22 protein-coding genes and 1 tRNA gene are annotated in these 24,248 nt (G+C 53.5%); 4 read left to right on the forward strand and 19 right to left on the reverse strand.

The features are described from left to right. The 11 genes from uraH to H5P27_RS05290 are packed head-to-tail and all read right to left on the reverse strand — an operon-like array spanning position 1 to position 12,027. Positions 1–357, reverse strand: coding sequence for a hydroxyisourate hydrolase (gene uraH, locus H5P27_RS05240; protein WP_185659320.1), 357 nt, complete (start codon positions 355–357; stop codon positions 1–3). Then, on the reverse strand, positions 354–863 hold the full coding sequence (gene uraD / locus H5P27_RS05245) for a 2-oxo-4-hydroxy-4-carboxy-5-ureidoimidazoline decarboxylase (RefSeq protein WP_185659321.1): 510 nt from the start codon (positions 861–863) through the stop codon (positions 354–356). The genes uraH and uraD overlap by 4 nt, the downstream gene beginning before the upstream one ends. After that, positions 860–1,771, reverse strand: a complete 912-nt coding sequence (locus H5P27_RS05250; RefSeq protein ID WP_185659322.1) for an EamA family transporter — start codon at positions 1,769–1,771, stop codon at positions 860–862. Before H5P27_RS05250 ends, uraD begins: the two co-directional genes overlap by 4 nt. After that, the gene (locus H5P27_RS05255; RefSeq protein WP_185659323.1) at positions 1,768–2,148 is read right to left on the reverse strand and encodes a cupin domain-containing protein; all 381 of its coding nucleotides are present in this window, start codon (positions 2,146–2,148) and stop codon (positions 1,768–1,770) included. The genes H5P27_RS05250 and H5P27_RS05255 overlap by 4 nt, the downstream gene beginning before the upstream one ends. A 5-nt stretch (positions 2,149–2,153) precedes the next feature. Then, on the reverse strand, positions 2,154–3,512 hold the full coding sequence (locus H5P27_RS05260) for an amidohydrolase family protein (protein WP_185659324.1): 1,359 nt from the start codon (positions 3,510–3,512) through the stop codon (positions 2,154–2,156). A 5-nt stretch (positions 3,513–3,517) separates the two neighbouring features. After that, on the reverse strand, positions 3,518–4,801 hold the full coding sequence (locus tag H5P27_RS05265) for a pyridoxal-phosphate-dependent aminotransferase family protein (protein WP_185659325.1): 1,284 nt from the start codon (positions 4,799–4,801) through the stop codon (positions 3,518–3,520). A 14-nt stretch (positions 4,802–4,815) separates the two neighbouring features. Beyond that, complete coding sequence (locus H5P27_RS05270) at positions 4,816–6,024, reverse strand: urate hydroxylase PuuD (RefSeq protein WP_185659326.1); 1,209 nt, start codon at positions 6,022–6,024, stop codon at positions 4,816–4,818. Between the two features lie 32 nt (positions 6,025–6,056). Then, complete coding sequence (locus H5P27_RS05275; RefSeq protein WP_185659327.1) at positions 6,057–8,315, reverse strand: xanthine dehydrogenase molybdopterin binding subunit; 2,259 nt, start codon at positions 8,313–8,315, stop codon at positions 6,057–6,059. Then, a complete protein-coding gene (locus tag H5P27_RS05280; protein WP_185659328.1) occupies positions 8,299–9,732 on the reverse strand; it encodes an FAD binding domain-containing protein in 1,434 nt (477 codons plus the stop codon). The genes H5P27_RS05275 and H5P27_RS05280 overlap by 17 nt, the downstream gene beginning before the upstream one ends. Further along, complete coding sequence (locus H5P27_RS05285; RefSeq protein ID WP_185659329.1) at positions 9,695–10,693, reverse strand: XdhC family protein; 999 nt, start codon at positions 10,691–10,693, stop codon at positions 9,695–9,697. Before H5P27_RS05285 ends, H5P27_RS05280 begins: the two co-directional genes overlap by 38 nt. Next, positions 10,690–12,027 carry an amidohydrolase family protein gene (locus tag H5P27_RS05290; protein ID WP_221774612.1) on the reverse strand — a complete coding sequence of 446 codons (1,338 nt, stop codon included), beginning with the start codon at positions 12,025–12,027 and terminating at the stop codon, positions 10,690–10,692. Before H5P27_RS05290 ends, H5P27_RS05285 begins: the two co-directional genes overlap by 4 nt. A 250-nt stretch (positions 12,028–12,277) precedes the next feature. Here H5P27_RS05290 and H5P27_RS05295 point away from each other — a divergent pair, with 250 nt between their 5' ends. Both H5P27_RS05295 and H5P27_RS05300 read left to right on the forward strand, forming a co-directional pair. Further along, entirely contained in the window at positions 12,278–13,330 is a 1,053-nt protein-coding gene (locus tag H5P27_RS05295; RefSeq protein WP_185659330.1) for an LOG family protein, read from the forward strand. A gap of 88 nt (positions 13,331–13,418) precedes the next feature. Continuing rightward, a tRNA-Pro gene (locus H5P27_RS05300) sits at positions 13,419–13,495 on the forward strand. Between the two features lie 16 nt (positions 13,496–13,511). Here H5P27_RS05300 and H5P27_RS05305 read toward each other — a convergent pair. The 6 genes from H5P27_RS05305 to H5P27_RS05330 all read right to left on the reverse strand — a co-directional run bounded on the left by H5P27_RS05305 (position 13,512) and on the right by H5P27_RS05330 (position 20,334). After that, positions 13,512–15,155 (reverse strand): rhamnogalacturonidase, encoded by a 1,644-nt coding sequence (locus H5P27_RS05305; protein ID WP_185659331.1) that lies wholly within the window; start codon positions 15,153–15,155, stop codon positions 13,512–13,514. 128 nt (positions 15,156–15,283) lie between these two features. Next, complete coding sequence (gene deoC, locus H5P27_RS05310; RefSeq protein ID WP_185659332.1) at positions 15,284–15,976, reverse strand: deoxyribose-phosphate aldolase; 693 nt, start codon at positions 15,974–15,976, stop codon at positions 15,284–15,286. Positions 15,977–16,102: 126 nt separating this feature from the next. After that, positions 16,103–16,537: an L-fucose mutarotase gene (fucU, locus tag H5P27_RS05315; protein ID WP_185659333.1), complete on the reverse strand. Its 435-nt coding sequence runs from the start codon at positions 16,535–16,537 to the stop codon at positions 16,103–16,105. Between the two features lie 44 nt (positions 16,538–16,581). After that, positions 16,582–18,099 carry an MFS transporter gene (locus H5P27_RS05320; protein WP_185659334.1) on the reverse strand — a complete coding sequence of 506 codons (1,518 nt, stop codon included), beginning with the start codon at positions 18,097–18,099 and terminating at the stop codon, positions 16,582–16,584. Between the two features lie 90 nt (positions 18,100–18,189). Continuing rightward, positions 18,190–19,281, reverse strand: coding sequence for a zinc-dependent alcohol dehydrogenase family protein (locus tag H5P27_RS05325; RefSeq protein WP_246462499.1), 1,092 nt, complete (start codon positions 19,279–19,281; stop codon positions 18,190–18,192). A 33-nt stretch (positions 19,282–19,314) separates the two neighbouring features. Then, entirely contained in the window at positions 19,315–20,334 is a 1,020-nt protein-coding gene (locus H5P27_RS05330; RefSeq protein WP_221774613.1) for an aldo/keto reductase, read from the reverse strand. Positions 20,335–20,556: 222 nt separating this feature from the next. Between H5P27_RS05330 and H5P27_RS05335 the strand changes: the two genes are divergently transcribed. After that, positions 20,557–21,438, forward strand: a complete 882-nt coding sequence (locus tag H5P27_RS05335) for an AraC family transcriptional regulator (RefSeq protein ID WP_185659335.1) — start codon at positions 20,557–20,559, stop codon at positions 21,436–21,438. Positions 21,439–21,525: 87 nt separating this feature from the next. Next, positions 21,526–21,978, forward strand: coding sequence for a hypothetical protein (locus tag H5P27_RS05340; RefSeq protein ID WP_185659336.1), 453 nt, complete (start codon positions 21,526–21,528; stop codon positions 21,976–21,978). Between the two features lie 220 nt (positions 21,979–22,198). On the opposite strand, the gene H5P27_RS05345 is transcribed toward H5P27_RS05340, so the two are convergent. Both H5P27_RS05345 and H5P27_RS05350 read right to left on the reverse strand, forming a co-directional pair. Then, positions 22,199–22,594, reverse strand: a complete 396-nt coding sequence (locus tag H5P27_RS05345) for a hypothetical protein (RefSeq protein WP_185659337.1) — start codon at positions 22,592–22,594, stop codon at positions 22,199–22,201. A gap of 138 nt (positions 22,595–22,732) precedes the next feature. Next, positions 22,733–24,241: an MFS transporter gene (locus H5P27_RS05350; protein WP_185659338.1), complete on the reverse strand. Its 1,509-nt coding sequence runs from the start codon at positions 24,239–24,241 to the stop codon at positions 22,733–22,735. Positions 24,242–24,248: the final 7 nt, after the last annotated feature.

Raw genomic sequence — 24,248 nt, forward strand, 5'->3', positions numbered from 1 at the left:
TTAGCTTCCCCGATAGGTTGAGTAGCTCCATGGAGTCATCACGAGCGGAACGTGATAGCTTTCTCCGCTAATCAGGTTCACTTCCAATGGTATTTCGTCAAGGAAGGGAGGATCGGAAAGAGGGACTCCGAGGGCAAGGTAGTAGTCTTTGATGTTAAAGACGATTCGGTAGCGACCGGTTTGCAAGGCATCTCCGCTTAGCAATGGGCTGTCGGTTCTGCCGTTGGAGTTCGTTACGCCAGATCCGATTTGCCGCCACATGCCAAAGTCGTCCTTAGACTCTAAGATCCAGGGAACACCCGATGCTGGCTTGCCTTGATGATTGTCGAGGACGTGAGTACTGAGTTTAGCGGTCATGATTTGACTAGTTGAATCAGGCGGTGCCAACCGATACGACCTACTTGAGCGAGACAGGCCATGCGTTCGGATTTTGGCGATGATTGAAGTCTGGCTTCTAGGATTGGTATCGCCTCTTGGGCGCTGTGCTCGCTGACGCAGAGAATGAATGGGTGCGAAAATTTCTCTCGATATGCGCCCAATGTAGCACGAAACGCTACAAGCGTGTCTTGGGGAAGAGAAGCGAATCCAGCTCTGGATTGCTCGGACTGAGAGAAATCAGTCAACTTCGAGATCTCCTCAATCTTAGCGGCTAGGTCCGGGTGGGACACCAGTAGATTCAATTGCTCCTCATCAGAAGCGGCATAGATCACACCCTCCAAGGTGGCTTGCATCGATTTTATGGAGGTGAAGGGACGCGACGCTGCGGAACGTTCGACCACCCAAGGCGAATACTCGTAGAGAGACTCTAAGGCATCGACGTAGGCGGATGTATTCAGATTGTTGAGTTCGCTTAGGGAAATCATGTTTCTGTTCGATTGCTTAAATTGAAGAATATTATGCCGAGGAACACGAGGGCTACTCCTATAGCTCTGCCTGGTGTTACTGATTCTCCTAGTAGCAAGGCGGAGGAGACTACAGCCACAGGGAGTTCGATTGAAGCGAGGACCCCGGATAAACTCGAACCTGCTAGAGGAATGCCTTTCATCATGGCTAAAACAGGTAGCATCTGTCCGATGATTCCTAATACGAAGGCAATAGCGGCGAATTGAATTAGGTTGATGGAGGCTTCGCTGCGAGTCGCGGGTACAACTGCGAGAATGATTAAACTGCCAATAGCGCTGGATGCGGCCAAGAAAAGAGAATTAAAGGTGGCGGAGGACGCTACGCTCAGCTTGGGCGTGAGTATGAAGATGGCGGCGTAGCACACAGAAGCTGCCGCTCCGGCTAAGATCGGAGCGCTGGAGACATTCCCGCTGAACACGTTGATAGCATCGGTTGTGATGCCTGCTCCGATTAGCAGGAGGACGATTGATGCGATACCGAGCCAGTTCGCGGGTTGCTTCGCTACAAGTATGGTGTGCAAGTAGACTTGTGGGAGGTAGAGGAATAGCAAGGTGGCACCTATTGCTACTGGACCCAGACTAAAGGAGAGAAAGAGAAAACTTCCCACTCCGATGGAGGCAATTCCAGCTATCGTGAGCCAGATCCAGTCAGTTAATTCTTTAGGCAAAGACAACAAACTCGATGCACGGCTCGCCATTATCAAATAGGCGAGAGTGGCCACTGCTGTCTCGGCGAGTAAGACTTCCATAAAGGAAGCTCCCAATTGGTAGGCGAACTTAATCAGCACCCCATGGAAGCCCCAGCAAACGCCCGCTGCGCTTACCAGGAGAATTCCCGTTTGTCGTTCTCTGGCGAGAGTCGGATTCACTCGGGTTGCTGCTCCTCCTCTTCAAATACCTGATCTTCCGCGGACCAAGCGGGGGCACATGTCACGATCATAACCAGAGGCGACTCGTTTTCGTTCGCAATGCTATGCCATTGTCCCACTTTGATGGATACGGCTTGTCCCGGCTTCAACATTTCAGTCTCCCCGTCAATAAACATCATCCCTGAGCCCGCGATGACCTGGTAAACCTCCTCGCTTTCTAAGTGGTAGTGCTTCTTAACGGTCACTCCGGGGGGAATGGTGATTTCAGCGATACTGAGATTCTTGAGGCCCGACATGCGAGGGGACATGAATTCCTTGGCCACTGCGAAATCGGGAGCGGTATAGTCTGGGCAATCTGATATGGTTACGATCTGCATTTGGTTTAAATGAAGGCTTTCTCTCGAACGCGATCTGCACGCTGATGGTGCTCTTGACGTAGGGCGGCTAGATCTAAGTCGACAAATTCGTGGTCTCTAATCCGTATCTCACCTCCGACTACTAAATCCGTAACTTCTCGGGCGTGGCATATAAGCAAGGCATCTACCGGATTTTCCGCTCCGTTCGAGTAGAGGTCCTCTGCCGGGAAGAGTGCGAAATCTGCGCACATACCGGACTCTATCTTCCCGATGTCTCGACGGCCCATCAGTTCAGCCGCTCGCCAGGTTCCGAGATCGATGGTATCGAGAGCGCTCATCGCCTCCGCTCCGTATTTCACTCGGGCGAGGTACATCGCTTGGCGGAGTTCGGCGAGCATGTGTCCGGAGTCATTGGATGCGCTACCGTCCACGCCAACACCAACCTTGATACCTTTTTCAATTAATTCCGGAACGCGGCAGATGCCAGAGCCCAAACGCATATTGGCGTTCGGACAGTGGGCTACGCCTATTCCGTATTCAGCCATTTGCGACAACTCGGAATCTTCGAAGTGAATTCCGTGAGCCAGCCAAACACGGTCGTAGTCCCATCCTCGATCCAGAAGGTATGCGAGCGGTCGCATGCCAAACTTCTCGATAGAGAAATCGTTTTCTGCCACGGTTTCGCCGCAGTGGGTATGGAGTCCGACCTTGTATTTCTTGGCGAGCTCAGCGCTTTTCTCGAGTAGGCTGGCAGAGCAGGAAGTCGCTGCGCAGGGAGCGACTATGATTTGCCGAAAGCTTCCGTGGCTGGAGTCGTGTTCGCTTTGGATTAAGGATTCGGTATCCGCTAAAATCGCGTCCTCGTCCTGCAGGGCCCAGCTCGAAATCAGGTCCGATTTTACGTTCATTGAACCGCGACTCGCCTGAAAGCGAACACCCATTAGGCTTGCCGCGTCGAATTGCGCCAAGGTCATATCCTTAGCACCTTCAGGAAAAACGTAATGATGGTCGGCTATGGTTGTAGCTCCACTCATCATCAGTTCCGCTAGGCCCAATCGAGTACAGGCGTGCAAATCGTCTTCGCGAAATGCCTTCCAGAGCTTATTCATGTGAGCAAGCCATGGAAGCAAGGGCAAGTTGTTACCCGGAGTGTAAGCCCGAGCCATATTCTGGTAGAGATGGTGATGGGTATTTACAAAGCCGGGAGTCAGGATCTTACCACGTCCTGAGAGTTTGGTTACGCTTTGTTCAACTACAGGGCTTGGTCCTGTGCCGAAGGAATCGATAAACCCTTCCTTCGCCAGGATCCAGGCATCGGATAGTACCGTTTGCTCTTTGTCGGCGAGGACAAGGAAATCTATGTTTTCAACTAGGAGAGAGGACACGGACATTAAGAGGTTTTGCTGACGGGGGAAATTTCGATCTCAGCCGGAGCGGCCTCGGCTTGTTTGAAAATCTCGAGAGCGGCGAGCGCTGGATCGTCTCCTGGTGCCTTGTATCCATGAAGGCGTAGGCAGGACGATAGAGCGTTTAAGGTTCTCAGAATGGCGTCCTTGCGGGCGTTGTAACCCATGGCGCCAATACGCCAGATCTTGCCGTGCAGCGGACCAAAGGAGGTACCGATCTCGACACCGAAGTAATGCAGCATATCGCGGCGTACTGCTTCTCCGTCGACTACTTCTGGGATATAGACACCGGTCACGTTGGACATTTTGTAGTCCAGATTGCCGAACAGCTTCAGTCCCATGACTTGCAGGCCAGCAACCATGGCTTTGCTGCCTAGTGTGTGACGAGCAAGGACATTCTCCAGCCCTTCCTCCACGATGCAGCGAGCGCATTCCCTGGCACAGTAGAGCATGCTTGTCGCCTCAGTATGGTGATTGAGCCGTTGCGGGCTCCAGTAGGCCATCACCATGGCGAGGTCGAAGTAATTGCTTTGGATGCGCGAGAGCTTCCCGGGTACGAAGCCGGCAGGCTCAATTCCTTTTTCAACATGCCAACGATTTTGGATGTGCTCTGCTGCCTTGTCGGAAATCGTAATTGGGCCTGAACCGGACGGCCCCCCTAGACACTTTTGAAGTCCTGCGGTACAGATATCTATTTCCCAGTCTCCGATCAAAAGCTCGTTCCCACCGATGGAGGCAGTGGCGTCTACGTAGCTCAAAACGCCTCTCTCGGCGCACAGCTTGCCGATCGCCTCGAGAGGTTGGTTCATGGTAGTAGAAGTATCGCCTTGGCAGATCGCGAGCACCTTGGGTTGGTATTTGTCGAGAGCCTCCGCTATCTCTTCTGGGCTAAATACCTGTCCCCATTCCTTGGATATGGAAATGACCTCAGCTCCGCAGCGAGAGGCGATCTCAGTGAGGAGGTGTCCGAATCGCCCGAAGACGGGTACCAAAACTTTGTCGCCTGGCTCTATCAGAGAAACGAGCGAACTCTCAATGGCAGCTCTGCTGGTACCATCGATTACGAAGGTCCAGTGGTTGCTGGTTTGAAATACGACCCGATACAAAGCCATCAACTCATTCATGTACTCGGTCATGGCGGGATCGTATTGTCCCAACAAGTCGGCGGACATGGCACGCTGAACACGCGGATCCGCGTTTACCGGACCCGGACCCATCATGAGGCGAGGAGGCGGATTGATCTGCTTAAGTAAAGGGTCGATCTTCATAGTTGAGGAAGGGGCTAAAACTGTTTCAGGTAGGCCACGAGCTGGTCGACCTGGGTGTCAGGTATGACGCCTTGATAGAGTGGCATGGCAGGTGCGAAGCCTTTAGCAACCTTAGCGGGTGCCACTAGGATAGATTCGCGAATGTAGGCTTCATCGACCGTTACCACGGTTCCGTCTGCGAGTTCTCGTTCTTTTCCGAACAGGCCTGCGAGCCCTGGTGCGATACTTGTATCTGCAGCTTGGTGACATGCGGTACAGCCTAGGAGGCTAAATGCTTCCTCTCCCGCCGCGACCTGCGGATCAACTATTTCAGGTTTGTCGCTGGTGGGTAGTTTGATGGCAGCCACGATGGCTGCTGTTCCGCCGATGGCAGTTAAGAAGAACACTGCTAGCCATGGTTTAAAGGTGTTCCGCTTATTCATCATGTGTTTGATGATGATCAAAGAGCCTATGATGATACTGAGGATAATGACTCGATTATCACTTCCGTAGAGGACCGGGTAGTGTCCGCTCAACATGAGGAAGATGACTGGGAAGGTGATGTAGTGATTCGACAAGGACCTGAATTTGGCCGCTTTCCCAACGTTGAGATTGTGTTCCTTCCCTTCACGCAGAGCCTTCATGAACTTCCTCTGATTCGGAATGATGTGGAAGAACACGTTCGCAGTCATGAATGAACCGAGAGTCATTCCCACCTGCAGGAACATGGCTCTACCATTGAAAACGGAGTTCAAACCAATCGCGTAGAGGATCACGAGAAAGATCCAAACGACGGCCCCTGTTTTTAGAAATTTCTGAAGCGGACTTCTCCAGTATAGGTCGTAGGCGATCCAGCCTCCGAAGATACCCGCTAGGCTAATTAGGATCGCTCCAGTCGAGCCCATATCCGTCTTGGACGGGTCGAGCATGAGGGTGTCAGCTCGTGTGAAGAAGTATGTGATGAGAAGGAAAAAGCCTGAAATCCAAGTGGTATAACTTTGCCAGTAAAACCAGTGAAGCGGTGTCGGAATCGTATCCGGTTTTAGGACACGTTTCTGTAGGTGGAAGACTCCGCCGCCATGGAGCATGTCCATGTAGCCGATCAGGTTCTTGTCGTCATCTCGCTTTAGGAGATTGAGCTCCATCCAAGTGAAGAGCAGGGAATTGCCGATCCACATGATGGCAGCCACGATATGCGTGAAGCGAAGCGTTATGTTGAAGAAATCAATAAGGTCCGTATTCATGGTTTGGTTTTGTTACTTATTCGCTGTCGGCGTTATACGGAGCCTGGATATAGGCTGAGGAGGGCTTGTTCGGGTGTTAGTGGAGAATAGGTCTCCGTTTCGTTGATAGGCGTGAAAGATTCTATGGCTCGGCGTAGGGCGAAATAAGCGGCGATCCCATACATGAAAGGCGGTTCTCCCACTGCTTTGCTCCCGAGTGGACCTCCAGGGTTGTCCGCATTTTCAAGGAACTTCACTTCCATGTCGTCTGGGAGAAATTCGCCGTCGGGGCACTTGTAGGTCGAAAGGGCATTGGAGAGCAGACGGCCCTCGTCTGAGAAAGCGAGCTCTTCCAAGGTGACCCAGCCGATGCCTTGGGCGAGACCGCCTTCGACTTGGCCTAGATCCACGGTTGGTATGATTCCTCGCCCGAGATCGTGTACTATCTTGGCTGAATCGATCGTATAGGAACCACGAATACAGTCGACTGTCGTTTCTATGTAGCAGGTTCCATAGGTATAATAGTGGAATGGGCGACCCCAGCCAGCTATCGGGTCGAAATTAATATTTGGCGGAGCGTAGAATCCGTGGGCCATCAATTGAACTCGGCTGAAATAGGATTTCAGTACCAGAGTGTTCCAATCGAGATTAGACGCTTCCGCATCCACGAAAACGATTCCGTCTTTGATGCTTATCTGATCCGGTTCGCACTTCAGCTCCTTTGCGGCGACCTTATACATCCCTTTCAGGATTTCCTGACAGGCAATGATCGTGGCATTTCCATTGAGGTCGCTGGTCGCGCTCGCTGCAGAAGGAGAAATGTTGGCGATTCGTGAAGTGTTTGTGCTGTTGCAACGAATACGGGTGGGCGAGATGCCGAGGATTCGCGAGCAGATTGCGATCATGTTGGAGCTTATCCCTTGCCCCATTTCGATGCCTCCTGTGGTGACGCTAACGGTACCGTCTGTGTAAATGTGAACGAGGCTGCTGCCTTGATTTAGGAAGGTTTTGGTGAAGCTGATACCGAAGCAGACGGGCATCAGTGCGTAGCCCTTCTTTTGCAAAGAGTTTGCTGCATTGAATTTCTCAACTTGGCAGCGGCGAGCTTCCAGATCGAAGTGTTCTTTTGCCTCTTCCCAAGTGCGATGCAGGCGATCGTCTCCTAGCTCTTGGCCGTATGGAAAAACGTAACCTTTGCGAGCGAGGTTTAGCTCCTGTAGTTGCTCTGTCGGCACGCCTAATTTGTTAGCCGCTTTTTCGATCGCTACCTCAAGGGCGAACATGCCTTGGGGCCCGCCGAAACCACGATAAGCAGTGTTGCTTGGCAGATTGGTTTTGCAAGGCACTGCTCGTATCCGGACGTTGGGGATAGCGTAGGCGTTGGTCGAGTGGAGACAGGTGCGTTCGAGGACCGGATTCGACAAGTCCATGAAAGCCCCGGAATTTTGATAATGGCTTACCTCGTAGGCGAGGATGCGACCCTCTTCATCCAGTCCGATCTTGTAATCCTGTTTGTAGGGATGACGCTTACCCGTCATCTGCATGTCATCCACTCGGTTTAGAACCAGTTGTGTTGGCCTTTGAAGAATAAAAGCCGCTAGCGAGGCCATACAGGCCCAATGGGTCGCTTGGTCTTCCTTGCCGCCGAAACCACCGCCGAGTCTTTTGACGTCGACTTCGACTTTGTTCATGGGAAGTCCCAATATATGGGCGATTGTCTTCTGAGTGGCGGTGGGGCTTTGAGTGGAGGAAAAAACGCGTAGCTGGCCATCTTCAGCTGGGATGGCTCGGGCTCGATTTGTCTCCAGGTAGAGGTGCTCTTGGCCGGCAAGGTCAATAGCTCCCTCCAGCACGGTGGCACACTTATCCCAGGCCGCATCTATCTCACCCTTTTCAAAGACTCTTAGCTCCTGATGCGTTTCTCCCTTTTCGAATGCTTCTCGGGGGCAGGTGATGGCCGGTAAGGACTCTATTTTAACTTGGCAGGCTGCCACGCCCTTACGGGCCGCTTCGTAACTTTCCGCTACCACCAGTGCGATAGGCTGACCGTGGAAAAACACTTTTTTGTCAGCCAAAAGTGGCTCGTCCGCTATTATGGCTCCAAAGTATGGATTACCCGGAATGTCCGAGATGGTAAACACAGCCACCACACCCGGAGTTTCCATGGCAGCAGAGGTATCCAGACTTTTGATATTTCCGTGGGCGATTGGTGATCCAAAAACCGCGGCGTGCAACATGCCGGCCGGCGGCGTGACGTCGTCGACGTATTCGGAACGACCTGTTACGTGGAGCGGGCTATCGCAGTGACGCATAAAGTTCCTCCGAGTTTATGGTTTCAGGGAAGAGAGTCGTGAAGTGGGCTGCCAAAAGCTGGCGTGCCAAGAGTCGTTTATAATCTGCAGAGCCACGAACATCACTGATTGGGTTGAATTCGGTTTGGGCTGTCGCTAAAGCGTCCCTCACCAAATCCGGACTCAGTTCCTTTCCTGATAGGCTGGCAGATGTTTTCTCAAGATACAGTGGTGTGGCGGCGACTCCTCCTAGAGCGAGCGAGGCACTTTTGATTACCCCGGCGACGATTTCAAACTTAGCTGCAGAGTTAACGGTGGCTATGTCCAGTATTCTGCGTTTGGATACCTTTTCCCAATTGAGATGAGTTTCTCCGGACGCTTTTGGTATTCTGATTTCCTTCACCAAATCGGAGGCTTCTTTGGCTAGCTTTTTGTAACCCAGATAAAAGTCTTTCAGAGCAATGCATTCATCCCCGTCAGAAGTTTCGATGATCAGATTCGCTTCGAGAGCGAGCAGAAGACAGGTCATGTCCGCTATGGGAGAAGCGTTGCAGATATTTCCAGCCAGCGTTGCACGGGTTCGAATCGGCCAGCTCGCCATGAGCGGATTGTAGTTCGCAACGCTAGGATAGTTCGCCAAGACGAGCGGGTCCCGAGCGAAGGACTCGAAAGTCATGCGAGCATCCAGGCTAAGCTCTTCGCCAAGGTCTACTGTAGCCTTAGCTTGGCTTTTGTTTAGTAGCAGCGGGGAGCTATCCGGTAATTCCTCACCGCGTTGGACGAAGAGGTCAGTTCCTCCGGCCACGATGGGAGTAGAGTCGCCCGACGGCTTATCGGGAATAGGGGGAATGGACTTCAGCTTATCCGCTGCCTCCAAAAAAGTACTGGGTAAGGCACTTGCTTCGCAAAGGGCAGGGATACGAGCTTGTCCTTTCACTAGTGGAGCGAGCTTGTCGATGGCCTGTTTTCCGGCAGCTTTTATGGATCGGTAGCCGGTGCAGCGGCATAGGTTACCCGACATGGCGTAGTCCATGCCCTCTTTGCTTAAAGGGATCGATTCGTCCATCAGCCCTGCTGTCATCGCGACAACGAAACCGGGAGTGCAATAGCCACATTGGGTGCCGCCACAATCGTGGATCGCCTCTTGGACGGGAGAGAGTTTTTCCATGTTTAAGCCTTCGATGCTTACGAGATGCTTGCCATGCAATTCACCCATAGGCAGGAGACAAGATGTCATGGGACGATAGTTCACAGTATCTCCCTGTAGTTCTCCCACTATTACAGTGCACGCTCCGCAATCGCCCTCTTTGCAGCCCTCTTTCGAGCCAGTCAGTTGGCGTACCTTGCGAAGGTAATCGAGGGCGACCATGCCCGGAATGACCTGAGTCGTGATCAACTCGTCATTTAGTAGAAACGTTATCTGCAAAGTCGGGCTCATTTAAGGGGCGTGTGCTATTTTCCTGTATCAATTGCGCGGCTACGCTGACCGCTATTTCTTCCGGAGTGTCGCTGCCAATGGCAAGGCCGACCGGGGCTCTCAGTTTGGCCAATAAATCTTGGCCCAGTCCCTTCTCGCGAAGCTCTAGGCGAATCTTCCTCAATTTTGGCGGGCTACCCATCAGACCTATGAAGGGTACTGGAAGCGGAAGCACTTCAAGTAAGGCATCCAAGTCGGTAGGGTATGAATGTGTCATGACTACGACCTGAGTTTGTTTCCAATGTTGGATACGCTTTTTTGCCTCGCTTGGGTGGATTCCGATAAGCCGATCTGCGTCTTTACAAGAGTGGTCGATGTTAATGCCCGCTCTTTGGTCGGTCAGCGATACATGATATCCTAGCCTGAGCATTTGGGCGGCCAGAGCCTGACCGCAATGTCCCGCTCCGAAAATTGCGATTCGCTTGGGGTTCAAGCAGCTTTCCTCGAAAAACCAGTCCTCGCCTAGAACGCGTAATGTTGGGGTGAGCTGTCCATGCTGAACGTTGTTGTGCAAGCTCAAGCCTTGGGAGGAAATTGAGATCGTTTGGGCCGTTTCTTTTTCGAGTGCGTCGATTATTGTCTCCACGGTCTGGAGATCGCGGTCCGGATAAAGAACCGCTAAAACATTGGTCTGGCCGCCGCCACATATCAGTCCGGAAGGCGCGTTTGACTCGCGACGGTGATAGACGGAGCGAAGCTGCGGCTTGAAATCTTTTTGTTCCAGGGTAGATCTAGCTAGTTCGAGGAAACTAAGCTCCATGATACCTCCACCAATCGTTCCGTATTGAGAGCCATCGGTCCGGACGATAATCCTAGCCTTTGGCGTGCCGGGAGAGCCTTTGCTACAACGGGCGACGATCCCGATGAAAACCGGATTGTCCCGTTTCAACTCCGCACGTGCGTTTTCCCAGAACGCTTTCACAGCACCGCCGCCTTTCTTTCAAAGATGACTTCTCCATCCACGACGGTGGCGAGCACGAACTCGTCGAAATCCTCGCGAGCGGCTATCTGCTCGATGGTGGAGCTAAGCGTTGATTCTGCAGAATCTGTCGATGGATCGGAGGGAGGGATGCACTGGATGAAATCGAAGGATTTGCCCGCAGAAAAATTACCCTTGGTTTCTGCGTGTCCTAAAATCTCAGCGCCCGCTAAGGTGGACCGGTAGAGGGCCTTGATGTAAGTCGCGGAATCTACGCCCTCATCGCGATTTTGGCCTACGAAGGAACGCATGACGTCGAACATCGACAAGAAGGGGCCACCCCCGATGTCTGAGGCCAGAGCCCAGCGAATTCCATGCTCTTCCGCTTGCTCAAAATTAAACAAGCCCGAACCCAGCCCGAGTTGGGAAACCGGCGCGTTGGAAGTGGGGCAGGAGGCGATTGCGGTATCAGTTTTTGAAAGACGGGCCAATTCTGATTCCTCCATGTGAATGGCATGCCCCATCACCGTTTTCGGCCCGAGCAGGCCGCAGCGGTCGTAAATTTCTGTGTAGGTCTCAACATCGTCGAAGTCCGAAAACTCGCTATAGATTCCCAAAACCCATTCTATTTCCGCCAAGGTTTCGTCCAAATGGGTTTGAATGAAGAGGCTATTATCGTGGGCCATCTTGGCGGTTTCGCTCATGACTTCCGGATCGGTTGTGGGAGCGAATCGAGGGGTGATGCAATAGCGTTCGCCATACTTTTCGATACCTCGACTCACAGCGTTAATTGCTTCCTCTTTCGACTGCCGCAGAAAGCCCGGGCAATTCATAGTCATAAGCGAGGATCCGATACGAAAGGTAGGCAAGGCGTACTTCATGGCTGCGTCCAAGGCCGTAGCGTGGATGGAGCTGTAGCATAGACCGCCGATGGTGCCGGTGCCAAGAATGCGTTTCCAAAAGTAGCGCGCCTTTATTTCTGCGTAGTCTGGATCTGAGAAACGCGCCTCTTCGGGAAAGGTGTATTTGTCCAGCCACTCCAATAGTGATGCTTTGGGCATTTCCCGCACATCATCTTGAACCCAGTGGAAATGAACGTCGTAAAACGCCGGAAGGATACTCCCTTCGCTGACAGGGATCTGCGACAAGTCTAAGCCATAGTTTTCCGCAACTTCCTTGGCATCTCCCAGATCTTCGACGAGCCAACGTTCTCCCTCTTTGCGTCCTAGGAGCAAGCCGTCCGCGAAGTAATCGCAGCGGGTATCGCTAAGAGGATTCAGAATGCGGCCTCTGACCGCCTTCAAGTTGGGTTGGTTGTTGGGAGTCGTTAAATTCAAGATTTTGATGTTCGGGGCTTACAGCGGATTGGGTGCCAACTTTTTCGACCTCGGGTTTTTATGCGCTACGCTTTTCAGGCGTAAGTATCTGGAAGGCGCTGTCTCTAGGCGGGATAGGGGATTTGCCTCCCTGCGTAGTCTCGTTTTAAAAAGGAAACGAATTGGCGCCACAGCTAGAAATTTGGTGCGAAGCCTGCTATCGTTTTCTCATAAAGCTTCATGCCGAAGCTTATAACCACGAATAAAACTTATGCCATTTGTACGATTGTCAGGACGGATTTCAGGTAAGGACGACCCAAGCAGAGAAGTGCGAGCTCGTATGCTCTACCAGCTCTTTGCGAACGGTTGGGATATCTATAATTCAAATGGCGATCAGCGAATAACGCTCTCCAATATCGAACGGAAGATCGTAGAGTCGGACGCCTTCGTATTCATGCCGGATGCGTCCTTGGAAGACTTGTTCAAGGCGGTTTCGATCTTCGTCGGTTATCAAACTCTCGACGTTCACCTATTCGGTAAGGCGACTGTAATTTTGAATACAGACCATTCTTGGGATGCCATGTTCGGATTGCTGGACCGTTTACGGGAGCTGGGAACGATCCGTCAGAATTATCGCAAGTTCCTGCTGCAAGCCAGCTCCACCGACGAAGTGCTGCAGTCGCTCGATCGAGTCGGAGACGAAGGTCTGCCGGATATCGGCCGCGAGAAGATCATGGACTGCAACGCGGACACTTTCGAAAAGGAGTTCGACAAACCGCTCATCGGTAAGGTGTGTGTCTTTTGTTCAGCGAGTATTGAAGATCCAGCGTATTTGTCAGAGGGATACGAGTTGGGTCGCCTCTTGGCCGAGAATGATCTAGGCTGTGTTTCCGGAGCGGGAACGACTGGCGTGATGGGGCAAGTGGTACAGGGCTCTGTGGACGCTGGCGGTTGGACAGGTGGGTCGAATGTGCCGCACATCATCGAGCTCGAAGGCTTGCCAGAAGGCATGACCAGCTTCTGGCTGCGTCCAGACATCTACACCCGCATGGAGGCGATGATCGAGAATTCCGACTCCTTCGTTATTTTCCCGGGCGGGGCAGGTACGGTGCAGGAAATGTTGGCCCTTTTGATCTTCAAGCAAATGGGTAGCCCGCTGATGGCAGGTAAGCCAGTAATCATCTACAACAAGCCGCTCCCCGAGGGCGGAGGTTTCTGGGATCAGCTGGTGGCCATGCTCGAGCCTTGGGCTGGAAGCGGTTACTATTCGGTCGCTGACACTCTGGACGAGGTCCTGGAAATGTCCAAAGCGGCGGTAGTCTAATAGTCTTACTCGACTCCTGCTAATAGGCGGGAGTCGGCCGTATTTTCAATTGCCCGGCGGCTCCCGATTCGCTTTATATTTTCGGAATCGGGATGTAGCTCAGCCTGGTAGAGCGCTACGTTCGGGACGTAGAAGTCGCTGGTTCGAATCCAGTCATCCCGACCACTTTTCTAATGGTCGTCTACTCGGCTTCCAGCACTTGGAAACTGGTTTTCTCGATGCTGGTGTCCGGCAGGTTCGGACTTTGGTCGAAGGTAAAACTGGATACATCTGACAAGCGGCAAATAGCGGTACCGTTGTCGGTCGGGAGTTTGAAACGATGGAAGTCTGCTCCCTGTACATCGTCCAAGACGATAGCGGTCCGCTCGTCCGCTTCGATGAGCGATACGCTTACGTTTCGGAAGGTAATGTTCTCGGCGTGGCGGCAGTAGAGAGCGTAGGCGGGGAGGAGTCCTCTCATGCTCGGTTCCGGGTACGCCTTGGGACGCTCGGGCACAGCGTAGGGATCGCGTGGTCCCTTCACGCCTTCGTCGTTTCCGCGGAGGAAAAAAGCGTTTACCAAATCGTCCGGCTGATCGGCAATCTGCTGCATGGTCAGGCCCCCTTTGTAGCCGATGCGAATGTTGTCGAAGCTCACATCCTGCACATTATGGCCGGGCTGGCCGATGATCTGCGAGGCGTAGCGCGAGTCCGCTTCGTAGACGTTTATGTTCGAAATGGATACGCGACGGAGTTTACCGACCGGCGTTCCCTCCGGACCTCTGGCCCGATTCCCGATGATCAAAAAGAAGGGAGCGTTGACGATGTCCCGCATGGTGATGTTGCTCACCACCACGTCCTCGATGGTGGCTCCGTCCACCGTTTCAAGAGCGAGGCCTCGGCAACGGTCGAAGACGCAATTGGTGATGGCGATGTTACGGAAATCGCCGTTTGACTCGGTCCCTATTTTGATGCGTCCAGTTGGGCCGTCCTGGTCGGTCGCTTTCTGGAATGAGCGATCGTAAGTACCATCGAGCATGCTGCCGATGCTGTAGCCGCTGACTACGCAGTTGGTAATGGTGATGTTCTCGCAGGGCCGGAGTTCGTTGAGAGCATAGGAGGTCTTCAGCACGATCGCATCGTCGTGTGGCGAATTGACTGAGCAATTGCTCATGCGCACGTTTCGACAGCAATCGATGTCAAAGGCGTCGCGGTTGGTGTCCACCTTCAGGTTGTCGATAGTGAGATTGTCGACGCCGGTCAGCAAGAAGGCGAAGTGGCCTCCGCGGAAGAGGCTGAAATCGCGGAAGGTCACATTTCGGCAATTCTTAAGGGCGATGGCTTTGTTGGCCTGTCCCGGGATTTCACCAAGGTGGTAGTCGTGAAAATCGGAGATGTCGCCGTGGTTCTCCCCTTGGAAGGGGCTCGGCTCTTCCCCAGGCAACTGCACATGGTGAGCTCCTGCCAGCGCTAAGCCGTCGATGGTACCCTGTCCGGTGATAGCGATATTATCCAGATTCTCTCCGTAGATCAGACTATTTTTGAAGTGGCTGTGCCCATAGTCCTGATACTTGAGAGCTCCCGATTCGCTCGGCTCCGGATGGTCGTATCCGTGGCTGCCGTCTTGCGAAGGGTATTCAGCCAGAAGTGTCGCTCCGGCCTCCAAGTGCAGCGTGACTCGGCTGCGGAGATGCAGTGTGTGGCTGGGGTAGACTCCCGCTGGAAAAACGACCGTGCCGCCTCCAGCTGCGTAGGCCGCGTCGATGGCCTTTTGGATGGCTGCGGTATCGTAGGAGTGGCGGTTGCCGGAAGCTCCATAGGAACGGACGTCGAAATATAAGGGCATGTCGATAGGACTAGATATTGAGGGGGTGGCGTAATCCCTCAATAAATATGGGCTTTGCGGGGGCTTCGAGGCGATTTCTAGACGACAGTCAGATCTCGATTTCGCTCCGAAGAGACAAGTGGGAAGGCCTAGTAGGCTCCCGGAGCGGCAGGGACCGTTTCCGTGTCATCGCAGATGCCCGGAGTCGAGGTGAAGCCCACACCTAGGCGGTCCGCTCCCATATCGACATACGCCTTGGCTTGGGCGTATCCACGGATGCCTCCAGAGGGTTTTACCTTTATGCGCCCTGCAGCGGTTTCAACCATGGCCTTGACCGCTTCTTCGGTGGCTCCCGCTCCGTTGAAGCCGGTAGAAGTCTTCACAAAGTCGGCACCCGCTTCGATGCAGAGTTCGGTGACTTTTTTGATGTGCTCCAACTTGAGAGTGGAGGTTTCGAAAATGACTTTGAGCGGTATACCGGCGGGCTTCAGGACCTCTGCCACGGCGGCGATATCACTTTTCACATAATCCCAGTCCTCCGAGCAGATCCGACCGTAGTTGGCCACCATGTCGACTTCTGCTACGCCGAGACGGACGTATTCCTGGGCTTCAGCAACTTTGCTCGCCGTCGTGTGGGTCCCGTGCGGAAAGGCTAGGACTACGCAAACGTCGGTAGAGGTGCCTTGGCATAGCTTGTTTGCCAATTCGACGTCGCAGGGCCGCACGCAAACGGTGCGAACTTCGTACTTCAGGCCGAGCTCAATCGCTTCGGTCGCTTCGGCTAGGGTGAGGTCCGGCTTGAGGACAGCATGGTCGAGATATCGGGCTATGGGAGTGCTCATAGTCGCATCTCTACCTCCAAAACAGTCGCTGGGTCAAATGCGGATGATGGGAACTTTTGTTCAAAGACAACAAAGGCCCAAACCCCTTTAGTGAATGAGCCTTGCAAATGATTGGTGGCCTGAATTCTAGGCGACCGGGGTGACGCCCTTTTTCAGAATGATATTTCCGTATTTTGCGGTTTCGCCTGTCATGACCACGGCATAAGCGCTGCGGGCTCTCTCGTAGAAGGCGAAGCGTTCTATACGTTCGGAAGGCTTTGTATCCGGATATGTCTTACGAATGGAGGCGAGGTAACCTTCTTCGACGCTCGGATCCAATTCGTCGCCCGGAACGGCGGACATCATTCCGAGCGGATTTTCGACGTATTCGTCAAATGGGAACAGGGGACTTATGGCTCCTAGCAAGTCGGCAATTTTAAGCCCATCGGCTCGGATCACATTTCCATTGAAGCTTTCGCCCGGGAAATGAGCGTCGGCCAATACGATTTCGTCGCCATGGCCCATACGATAGAGGGCGTTAAGCAGTTCAGGACTGAGCAGAGGGGATATTCCGATTAACATTTTGCAGATTCGTTTTCTTTCAAAGTGATAGTCTAAAAGGCAGCTTAGGCTGTTTTCTTTTCGTGATGACCGTAGGTCCGATAGGCGAAGATGCCGATCAGGATGAAGCAGGCTGCCGGCAGCCAGAAGGAGGTGCGGACTCCGAAGTTTTCGATCAACCCTCCTTGCAGCTTTGTTAGGACTGCACCGCCCACGATGGACATGATCAAGTAGGCTGAACCTAGCTTGGCTTCCTCCTCGCGCAGGTCCTTGAGGGCGATTCCATAAATGGTGGGGAACATCAAAGACATGCAGCCGGAGATTAGAACGAGGCAAGATAGGCCGATGTAGCCAGGTAGGAAGATGGCTCCGACGGTGAAGGCGAAACCGCCGCTCGAGAAGAGGAAGAGCAGTTTACCTGGGCTCACGAAGCGAAGTAGGAAGGTGCAAATGAAACGGCTGCAGAGAAAGATGATCATCGCTGCGATATTCCATTTTTGGGCAGTCGCGAGGTCTAGGCCGACCTGCTCCATCCCGTAGTGGATGATAAAGGTCCAGCACATGATCTGAGCCCCCACGTAAAACCCTTGGGCCAGCACGCCTTCGCGGAAGTGAGGTTTTCTCAGAAGGTGGCCAGTTACGACGAAGAATGGAGCATCTTTTTCCTCGCGTCTAAAGAGCGGCATCTTGGAGAACGAAAAGAGTATCAGGAAGATAAATACGACGCTGGCTATCACCATGTAGGGAGTGCGTACAAAACCAAGGTCGGCTTGCTGGATGGTCTTAAACTCCGCCGGTTCGGTGGCTCGCAGTGTTTTCAGGGCATTGGGTACGGCACCATCCAAAACACCTGGCAATTCGTCCGCGAAGGTCGGAACGCCGTTTGCGTACAGGCTCACAACATTCCCATCGGGAAGAGTCACGGAGTCGCCTTCAACCGTCGCTCCAGCGGGCAAATTCTCCGCGTCCGTCAAAAGGTACTGGGTGTAAGCCGGATTGTTCTGACCGAGCTCCGCTCTGAACTCGCCCACTTGCAAGCTTGGAGCCAAGATAAAGGTCGCAACAGCCATGCCTGTGAGAGAGCCGATCGGGTTGAAGGCTTGGGCCAGGTTAAGCCGCTGCGTTGCGGTCTCTGGTGGGCCCATGGCCAAAATGTAGGGATTGCAGGAGGTTTCCAGAAAGGCGAGGCCGTAGGTTATGACGTAGGACGCGAGGCAGAAAACCCAGAAAGTCGCAGTCAAGCTGGCGGGTATGGTGATGAGGGCTCCCACCCCGTAAAGCGTTAGCCCGAGAATGATAGCGGCCTTGTAGGAGTAGCGGCGGATGAAGAGAGCCGCCGGAATGGCCATGCAGAAATAGCCCGTGTAGAAGGCGAACTGCAACCAAGAGGCTTGGGAAGTGCCGATGATGAAGACTTGTTCGAAGACTTTGACCAGTGGGTTGGTGAAGTCGTTGGCGAATCCCCACAGGGAAAAACAGCAGGTCGTCAAAATGAAAGAGACAAGAAATTGTTTGGGGACGACGGGGATCTTGGTGTAGGTGCTAGCTGTCGGGCTCGGGGTTTCGCGGGTAGCGTTGCTCATAGATTTTTGGGGTAGGGGAATAGGGGATACGGCAAGGGAAAAGGAAATGCCCGTCCTTTAAAGGAAAAAGGACGGGCACGAAGTTCTTTATTAAGCGTTGTCCAGCTCTTCGTCGAAACAGACCGCGACTTTTCCGCATTTTCCGGAAGCCATAAGAGCGTAGGCGTCGCTCACTTGGTCCAATGCAAAACGGTGAGTCACGAGATCGGCCGGATGCACGCCCCAGCGAACGAGGCGTTCGATTAGCTCTTCCATTTTCCAGGTAGAAGTCACCCAGGAGCCGTAAATCGTTTTTTGGTCGTGGATCATGTCAGGCGACGGATTCAGGTCCATGGTTCCGCCTTCGCCGATGAGGACGATCTTGCCCCACTTTCGGGTGGCTTGTACCGCGGTTTTACGCGCTGCGTGGTGAGCCGAGCAATCGACTGCCCGTTCCACACCGTAGCCGCCGGTCAGGGCCTTGATTTGCTCCACGTTGTCCGGACCGGCCTTGAGAACGTGGTCGCAAAGGCCTAGATCTTTGGCGATCTGAAGGCGTTCGTCGATGGCATCGGTGCCGATGATCAGCTTTGCTCCCAGGGCTCGTGAGAGGACGGCGGCAGCAAGTCCAACAGGACCCAATCCGGTGACGAGTACCGCGTCGTTTCCGCAGATTCCGATCTTCTCCAGACCCTCGTAAACAGTACCAAAGCCACAAGCGACTTGAGCTCCATCGACGTAGCTCAATTCGTCAGGGAGCAGTAGGAGATCCTTTTCTTCCGCGATCATGTAAGGGGCCATGCCGCCGTCGCGCTGCCAGCCGTAGGCTCGGCGATAATTCTCGTTGGTACAGGAAATCATGTAGCCGCGGCGGCAGTCGTTGCAGACTCCGCATCCAGAAATGTGATACACGACTACACGATCGCCTTCCTTGAACTGGCGGCAGCCCGGGCCAACCTTTTCGATTTTGCCGCTTGGTTCGTGCCCCGCGATCACGCCTTGGTAGCCTTCCGGCCCTTTGCCAAGGTGCTCGTGGTAGATGCAGCGAATGTCGGAGCCGCAAATAGTGGAGGCCTTGACGCGGATGAGTACCTCCCCGTGACCGGGCTCTGGAATGGCGAACTCCTTGAGCTCAGTGGTGCTATCGCCCGGCAGGGTGGCCCCCATCATAGGATTGTGAGTGCATGTACTAGATTGGCACATATTCGTATGCTATTTATTCGAGGTTTTTGAAATTCATTGAGCGATCGTCCCGTCCAGATCCCAAAGGTCTTCCCAGGTCTGGTCCTCTTTCCAGAGGAAGACCTGCCCTTTGATGAGGCGGCAGTTTTTATCGATCTTGGACAAGGCTTCCATCTCTTCGTCGCTCAGCTTGGGTGTAACCAGACTCTGGATATTGGCCAACATGTTGCGTGGGTTGGTGGAAAAGGGGATGGGGATCTGACCGCGTTGCTCCGCCCATTTTACGCAAAGCGTGGCAGGGTGGATTCCATGTTTTTTCGCGATCTCGACTATGACAGGATCTTCCGTATCAACCGTGTCGTCTGCGGTCTTGTCACGTTCCGGTCGGGCAGGGGAACCTATCGGGCAAAAGCCCACCGGCTGTATTCCTTGAGAGACTACGAAATCGTAAAGCTTCTGTTGCTGGAAGTGCGGGTGCAGTTCCATTTCATTGATCGCAGGTTTGATCGCAGCGTCCGCTAGCAAGAGTTTCAGCTTGGGCTCGGTCATGTTGGAGGTGCCGATCGCTTTAACCAATCCCATTTCGACCAACTTCTCCATCTGTCGCCAGGTCTTCATGAAATTGGCATGGATGTAGGGCTTGGCCTCGGCGGAGCGGGAGGAGACGTCGCACCCTTTGGCGTGGAAATTTGGAAACGGCCAATGGACGAGGTAGAGGTCCAGGTAATCGAGCTTCAAGTCGGACAAAGTCTTCTGGCAGGAAGGGATGACATCTTCTTCCGCGTGCTTGTCGTTCCAGAGTTTGGAGGTGATCCAAAGCTCTTCGCGGCTCACCTTTCCGGAGGCAATGACCTCGGCTAGCGCATCGCCGATTTCCGCTTCGTTTCCGTAGACGGACGCGCAGTCGATGTGACGGTAGCCGATGTCGATGGCTTGCTTGACGGCTTGGGCCACGCTGTCGTTGCTGACGTGGTCCGAGCCAAAGGTGCCGAGCCCGATGGCAGGCATTTTAGCTCCGGTGTTTAGCGTGCGGTAGGGCACGGTAAGGGGATCGATTTGGGTGACAGTAGACATAGTCGCTTTCAGAAAACTGTGGCGGATTTCGGACGCGTTTCGGCGCAGATGGGGGCAGCAGGGGAACGCCGAAACGCGGTCCGAAACGCTTTCGCACTTAGGGGTAGGGCAGTGACTATAGCGATTTTCCAGCCGGTTGGGAATGGCTGCTTATGACCACTACTTGGATATTTTTGACCTTTCGGCATTGCGTTAGCGGTGAACACGAAGAGCATGGAGAGAATGGATCCCACGCTCCCCAGCTTTATATCCCGGCAGGTTTTGGATTCGGCTTACTTCTTCCTGAATCTCGATCCCAAGTCGGAAGACTCGTTTGGCGTGAGCTGCGGCGGCTTCGAAAAGTGTTCTCCCGATTACAAAGTCAGCCGCAGCGAATTCAGTTTTGTTGGGATCGAATATGTGGTTTCGGGCCGAGCTAAAGTGACGATTGGGGAGAGGAGTTTTGACCTGCGTCCGGGGTCCCTGTTTGGCTATCTACCCAATTCTCCCCTTACGATCGAAAACCGAGGCGTCTACCCGTTGACCAAGTATTTCGTGGATATCCACGGGGAGGACGCGATCTCGCTCTTTCGCAAAAGCCCGCTTGGTTCGCTGCACGCTTTGGAATTCTCCGGAGTGCGTTGGGTCGAGGAGACCTTTCGGCAGATGGTCAAATTTGGCAGTCGAGGCGGGGCCCGTGCCCAGCGTTCCTGCGATTTGCTGGCGGAGCTTCTTTTGCTGCAGGTCGAGGAAACAGAGCTAGAGAAGCAAGAGGGTGCCTCAGCTGCCTATCTCAGCTACCGCAAGTGCAAGGAGGCCTTGGTGGAAGGCTTCGCCCGATACAACTCTATCGCCGAACTAGCGGACGAGGTTTCGCTCGATCAGGCCTACATTGCCCGGCTTTTCAGCCGCTATGACGATGACTCGCCGTACCGTCTGCTGATTCGGTTAAAAATGAACCACGCGGCTCGCCTTCTGTTTCGAGAAAATATGCTGGTGAAAAACGCGGCTGAAGCCGTTGGCTTCGTGGACTCGGCCCATTTTTCCCGAGTATTCAAGAAGACCTACGGCGTATCGCCCGCCAACTTTCCCAAGTCGGTGCGGGGAACATTTTCCGAGAAGTAGGGATTTAACTAGACTGCAGCCAGCGGGTCCGGCGCTCGGCGCTTGCCTTCGCGCCGAGCTTTCGGTCATTTTGCAATTCTAAGCCTTATGATTAAGTTTGTTATCAAAATACTGTGCCTGGGACTCATCCTCCTGTTGGGCTATTATTTCTTCCTCGGCTCACCCGAGGATAAGGAGCGGGCAAAAGCGGTCTTCTCCGAAGCGGGCGATCTTTTCGCGGAATTGGGTAACTTCATCAAGGGAGAGAAGGATAAATTTGACCGAGGCGACTACGAAGCGGAACTCGAAAAGATTCGCGATCTGCTGGACAAGGTAAAGGAGAAGGCATCCGATCTGTCCTCTTTGCAGGATACCTCCAATGGGGTTCAGGCTCTGATGCTAGATCGTAAGTACAAGAGCTTGAAGGAGCTTTCCGAAAGGGAGGATTTGACGGAAGAGGAGATGGAGGAGCTGCAGGAGCAGATAAAACTCCTACATGAACAAGCCGACGAGTTGGCCACCAATTCCGAAGAGGGAACGACCAGTTTGCCTAAACTTTAAAGTAAAGGCCCGCTTTCATCGGTGGGCCTTTTTTAGTTGGCGAAGCTTTGCGATTTCTCCGGATTGCGGTGCACGAATATTCCTTTGATCTACTGGTCGAAGGTTTCGAAGGAATAAGCGGAGGCCAGTTTTCCATTTTCATAAACGAGTACTCCAGGAGCCCCGTTGAACCAGGTTTGAGAGAAGGCGTATTCGGTTCCATTTTTGAGGGCCTGTTTGCCTAGGCCGCGGAACAGAGAGAGGACAATCTTGGCTCGACCGCCATTTGCGAGGTCACGTTGAGAGCGTAGTTCCGCACGAGCCTCAGGTCCTGTGGCAAGGCTCCGTCGCCTCGCAAGACGGATTGCACCACCTGTCTGGGCACGCTTGCTTCAAGGGCCATTTTAGAAACAAGCTCCACGCAACTGCCGCAATCTTCCGACTGGGTCGCGGTGAGAAAGGCCACGAAGTAAGCGTCGGCGGGTAGGCTCTCTCGGTATTTGGACATGGGCATGAATTTGTTGAACTTTCGAAAGCCTCTCGGGCAGCGACGCAGTAGGACCTTCAGGTACTCGGCATCATAGTTGTAGTGGCTTTCGAATTTGTTGATCCAGCTAAGTGCGATTTTGCTAAACATGATTTTTCAGTGGGTTGAGATTGTTGTTCGCCCTTAAGTCGAGATAGCCCGGCTGGATGTGATATGCGGCCGCAAAAAAAAGGACGACCGCTTGGGTCGTCCTTCGAAAAGCTTTGGTGATTGGAATCTCTGGGCGGTCTAAACCTCGCCGCGCATGTTTTCCAGATCCACGCGGATGCTGGCCATCTTTTCCCGTGATAGTGGGAACTTGTAGAGACAGAAGAGTGCGGCGCTCAAGAATAGAACTGGTACAGTGGAGAGTAGGAAACGTATCCAGAAAATGGCTTCAGGGGGCTGATCTCCACCCAAGTCGGAATCGAATCCGGTCGCGGCCAGAATCCAACCCGAAGCGCCCGCGCCGATCGCGATGCCAACCTTCATGATCCACGATTGGCAGGCCGAGAAAGCCCCTTCGCGTCGCTTGCCGGTTTCCAATTCGTCGTAGTCAATTACGTCGGGAAGGATAGAGCTGTAGAGAGTCCAGAATCCCGCTCCGGTGAACGCCACGCAGCCCGTAGCGAGCAACTGCATCCATGGGTAGTTCGGATTGTAGAAGAACCAGTCGCCGATGAACGCCAGGATAGCCATAAAGAGCACGAGGCCCATGGCTCCCTTCTTACCGAGCCATTTCGAAATCATGGTGTAGAAGGGAATGCCTGCGAATCCGAAGACCATACCGGCGATGCCCATCTTGAAGTTCCACGCAGCTCCCAGTCCGAGATCTCCGGCGCAAACGTAGTAGACGGTATTGTAGTAGCCGAGGGCTCCCACCATGCTGGTACCGATTCCGTAGGCGAGAACCATGACCAAGAGGTAGCGGAATGGTTTACAGCTGAGGGCTTGGTAGATCGTTTCCAGGATCTTGACCTTCTGCTGCTTCCGCTCGACCACCTTTTTGTAGTAGCGTTCGCGGAGGAGGAAGAACATGGAGATGGCGCTGATCACCATGATCGAGCCCAGCATGATCGTGTAGACTTGGGCTCCGAGCAGGATGTTTTCGCCCTTGCCGTGCTGCCAGGCTTCGCTGGTGGTTACCAGCTGGTAGAGTCGGTCGGACAAGTTGTCGAAATTCGCTCCGTCCCAAATGGCGAGAGTCGTGAATTGGCCGGCGAAAAACATGGCCAGCTCCGGAGCCTTCTGGATGGCGTTGCGGACACCCATGAGCACGGTACGCTCATTGTAGTTTGGAGTCATCTCCATGCCGAGGCTGGTATACGGCATCATGAAAGCGCTGGTGATGCAGATATACACCGCCGAGCTGAGAATCATGTAGACAAAATAGTGGTGCGACGACCAATCACGCCCGACCGCGAAGAGCAAGGGAAGGCAAACGCCAGCCAGCACACCTGCCACCAGAATGTAGGGACGACGACGTCCGAAGCGCGTACGTGTATTGTCCGAAAGCCAACCACAAACCGGGTCGGTCACGGCGTCCCATAGGCGGTTGATCATCAATACGGTACTGACCAGTCCCGGATTGATGTGTAGGAAGATGTTGAATACCTGGAAGGCTAGGGAGTTGTAGAGCCACTGGCCCCACATGTCCAAAAACGATCCCAGTCCATAACCGATCTTCTGCGGTACCGGAACTTTGTCGGATAAATGGCTGGGCGAATCAGCGGCGTCGGTTTGTGAAGTGTTCGTCATGTTTTTG

The sequence above is a fragment of the Pelagicoccus albus genome, from assembly GCF_014230145.1.
Lineage (GTDB): Bacteria > Verrucomicrobiota > Verrucomicrobiia > Opitutales > Opitutaceae > Pelagicoccus > Pelagicoccus albus.

Excerpts from the sequence above, each read along its gene's own strand:
- uraH (WP_185659320.1), bottom strand. The coding sequence starts at position 357 with ATGACCGCTAAACTCAGTACTCACGTCCTCGACAATCATCAAGGCAAG.
- uraD (WP_185659321.1), bottom strand. The coding sequence starts at position 863 with ATGATTTCCCTAAGCGAACTCAACAATCTGAATACATCCGCCTACGTC.
- H5P27_RS05255 (WP_185659323.1), bottom strand. The coding sequence starts at position 2,148 with ATGCAGATCGTAACCATATCAGATTGCCCAGACTATACCGCTCCCGAT.
- H5P27_RS05265 (WP_185659325.1), bottom strand. The coding sequence starts at position 4,801 with ATGAAGATCGACCCTTTACTTAAGCAGATCAATCCGCCTCCTCGCCTC.
- H5P27_RS05270 (WP_185659326.1), bottom strand. The coding sequence starts at position 6,024 with ATGAATACGGACCTTATTGATTTCTTCAACATAACGCTTCGCTTCACG.
- H5P27_RS05275 (WP_185659327.1), bottom strand. The coding sequence starts at position 8,315 with ATGCGTCACTGCGATAGCCCGCTCCACGTAACAGGTCGTTCCGAATAC.
- H5P27_RS05280 (WP_185659328.1), bottom strand. The coding sequence starts at position 9,732 with ATGAGCCCGACTTTGCAGATAACGTTTCTACTAAATGACGAGTTGATC.
- H5P27_RS05295 (WP_185659330.1), top strand. The coding sequence starts at position 12,278 with ATGCCATTTGTACGATTGTCAGGACGGATTTCAGGTAAGGACGACCCA.
- H5P27_RS05305 (WP_185659331.1), bottom strand. The coding sequence starts at position 15,155 with ATGCCCTTATATTTCGACGTCCGTTCCTATGGAGCTTCCGGCAACCGC.
- deoC (WP_185659332.1), bottom strand. The coding sequence starts at position 15,976 with ATGAGCACTCCCATAGCCCGATATCTCGACCATGCTGTCCTCAAGCCG.
- fucU (WP_185659333.1), bottom strand. The coding sequence starts at position 16,537 with ATGTTAATCGGAATATCCCCTCTGCTCAGTCCTGAACTGCTTAACGCC.
- H5P27_RS05320 (WP_185659334.1), bottom strand. The coding sequence starts at position 18,099 with ATGAGCAACGCTACCCGCGAAACCCCGAGCCCGACAGCTAGCACCTAC.
- H5P27_RS05325 (WP_246462499.1), bottom strand. The coding sequence starts at position 19,281 with ATGTGCCAATCTAGTACATGCACTCACAATCCTATGATGGGGGCCACC.
- H5P27_RS05330 (WP_221774613.1), bottom strand. The coding sequence starts at position 20,334 with ATGTCTACTGTCACCCAAATCGATCCCCTTACCGTGCCCTACCGCACG.
- H5P27_RS05335 (WP_185659335.1), top strand. The coding sequence starts at position 20,557 with ATGGATCCCACGCTCCCCAGCTTTATATCCCGGCAGGTTTTGGATTCG.
- H5P27_RS05340 (WP_185659336.1), top strand. The coding sequence starts at position 21,526 with ATGATTAAGTTTGTTATCAAAATACTGTGCCTGGGACTCATCCTCCTG.
- H5P27_RS05345 (WP_185659337.1), bottom strand. The coding sequence starts at position 22,594 with ATGTTTAGCAAAATCGCACTTAGCTGGATCAACAAATTCGAAAGCCAC.
- H5P27_RS05350 (WP_185659338.1), bottom strand. The coding sequence starts at position 24,241 with ATGACGAACACTTCACAAACCGACGCCGCTGATTCGCCCAGCCATTTA.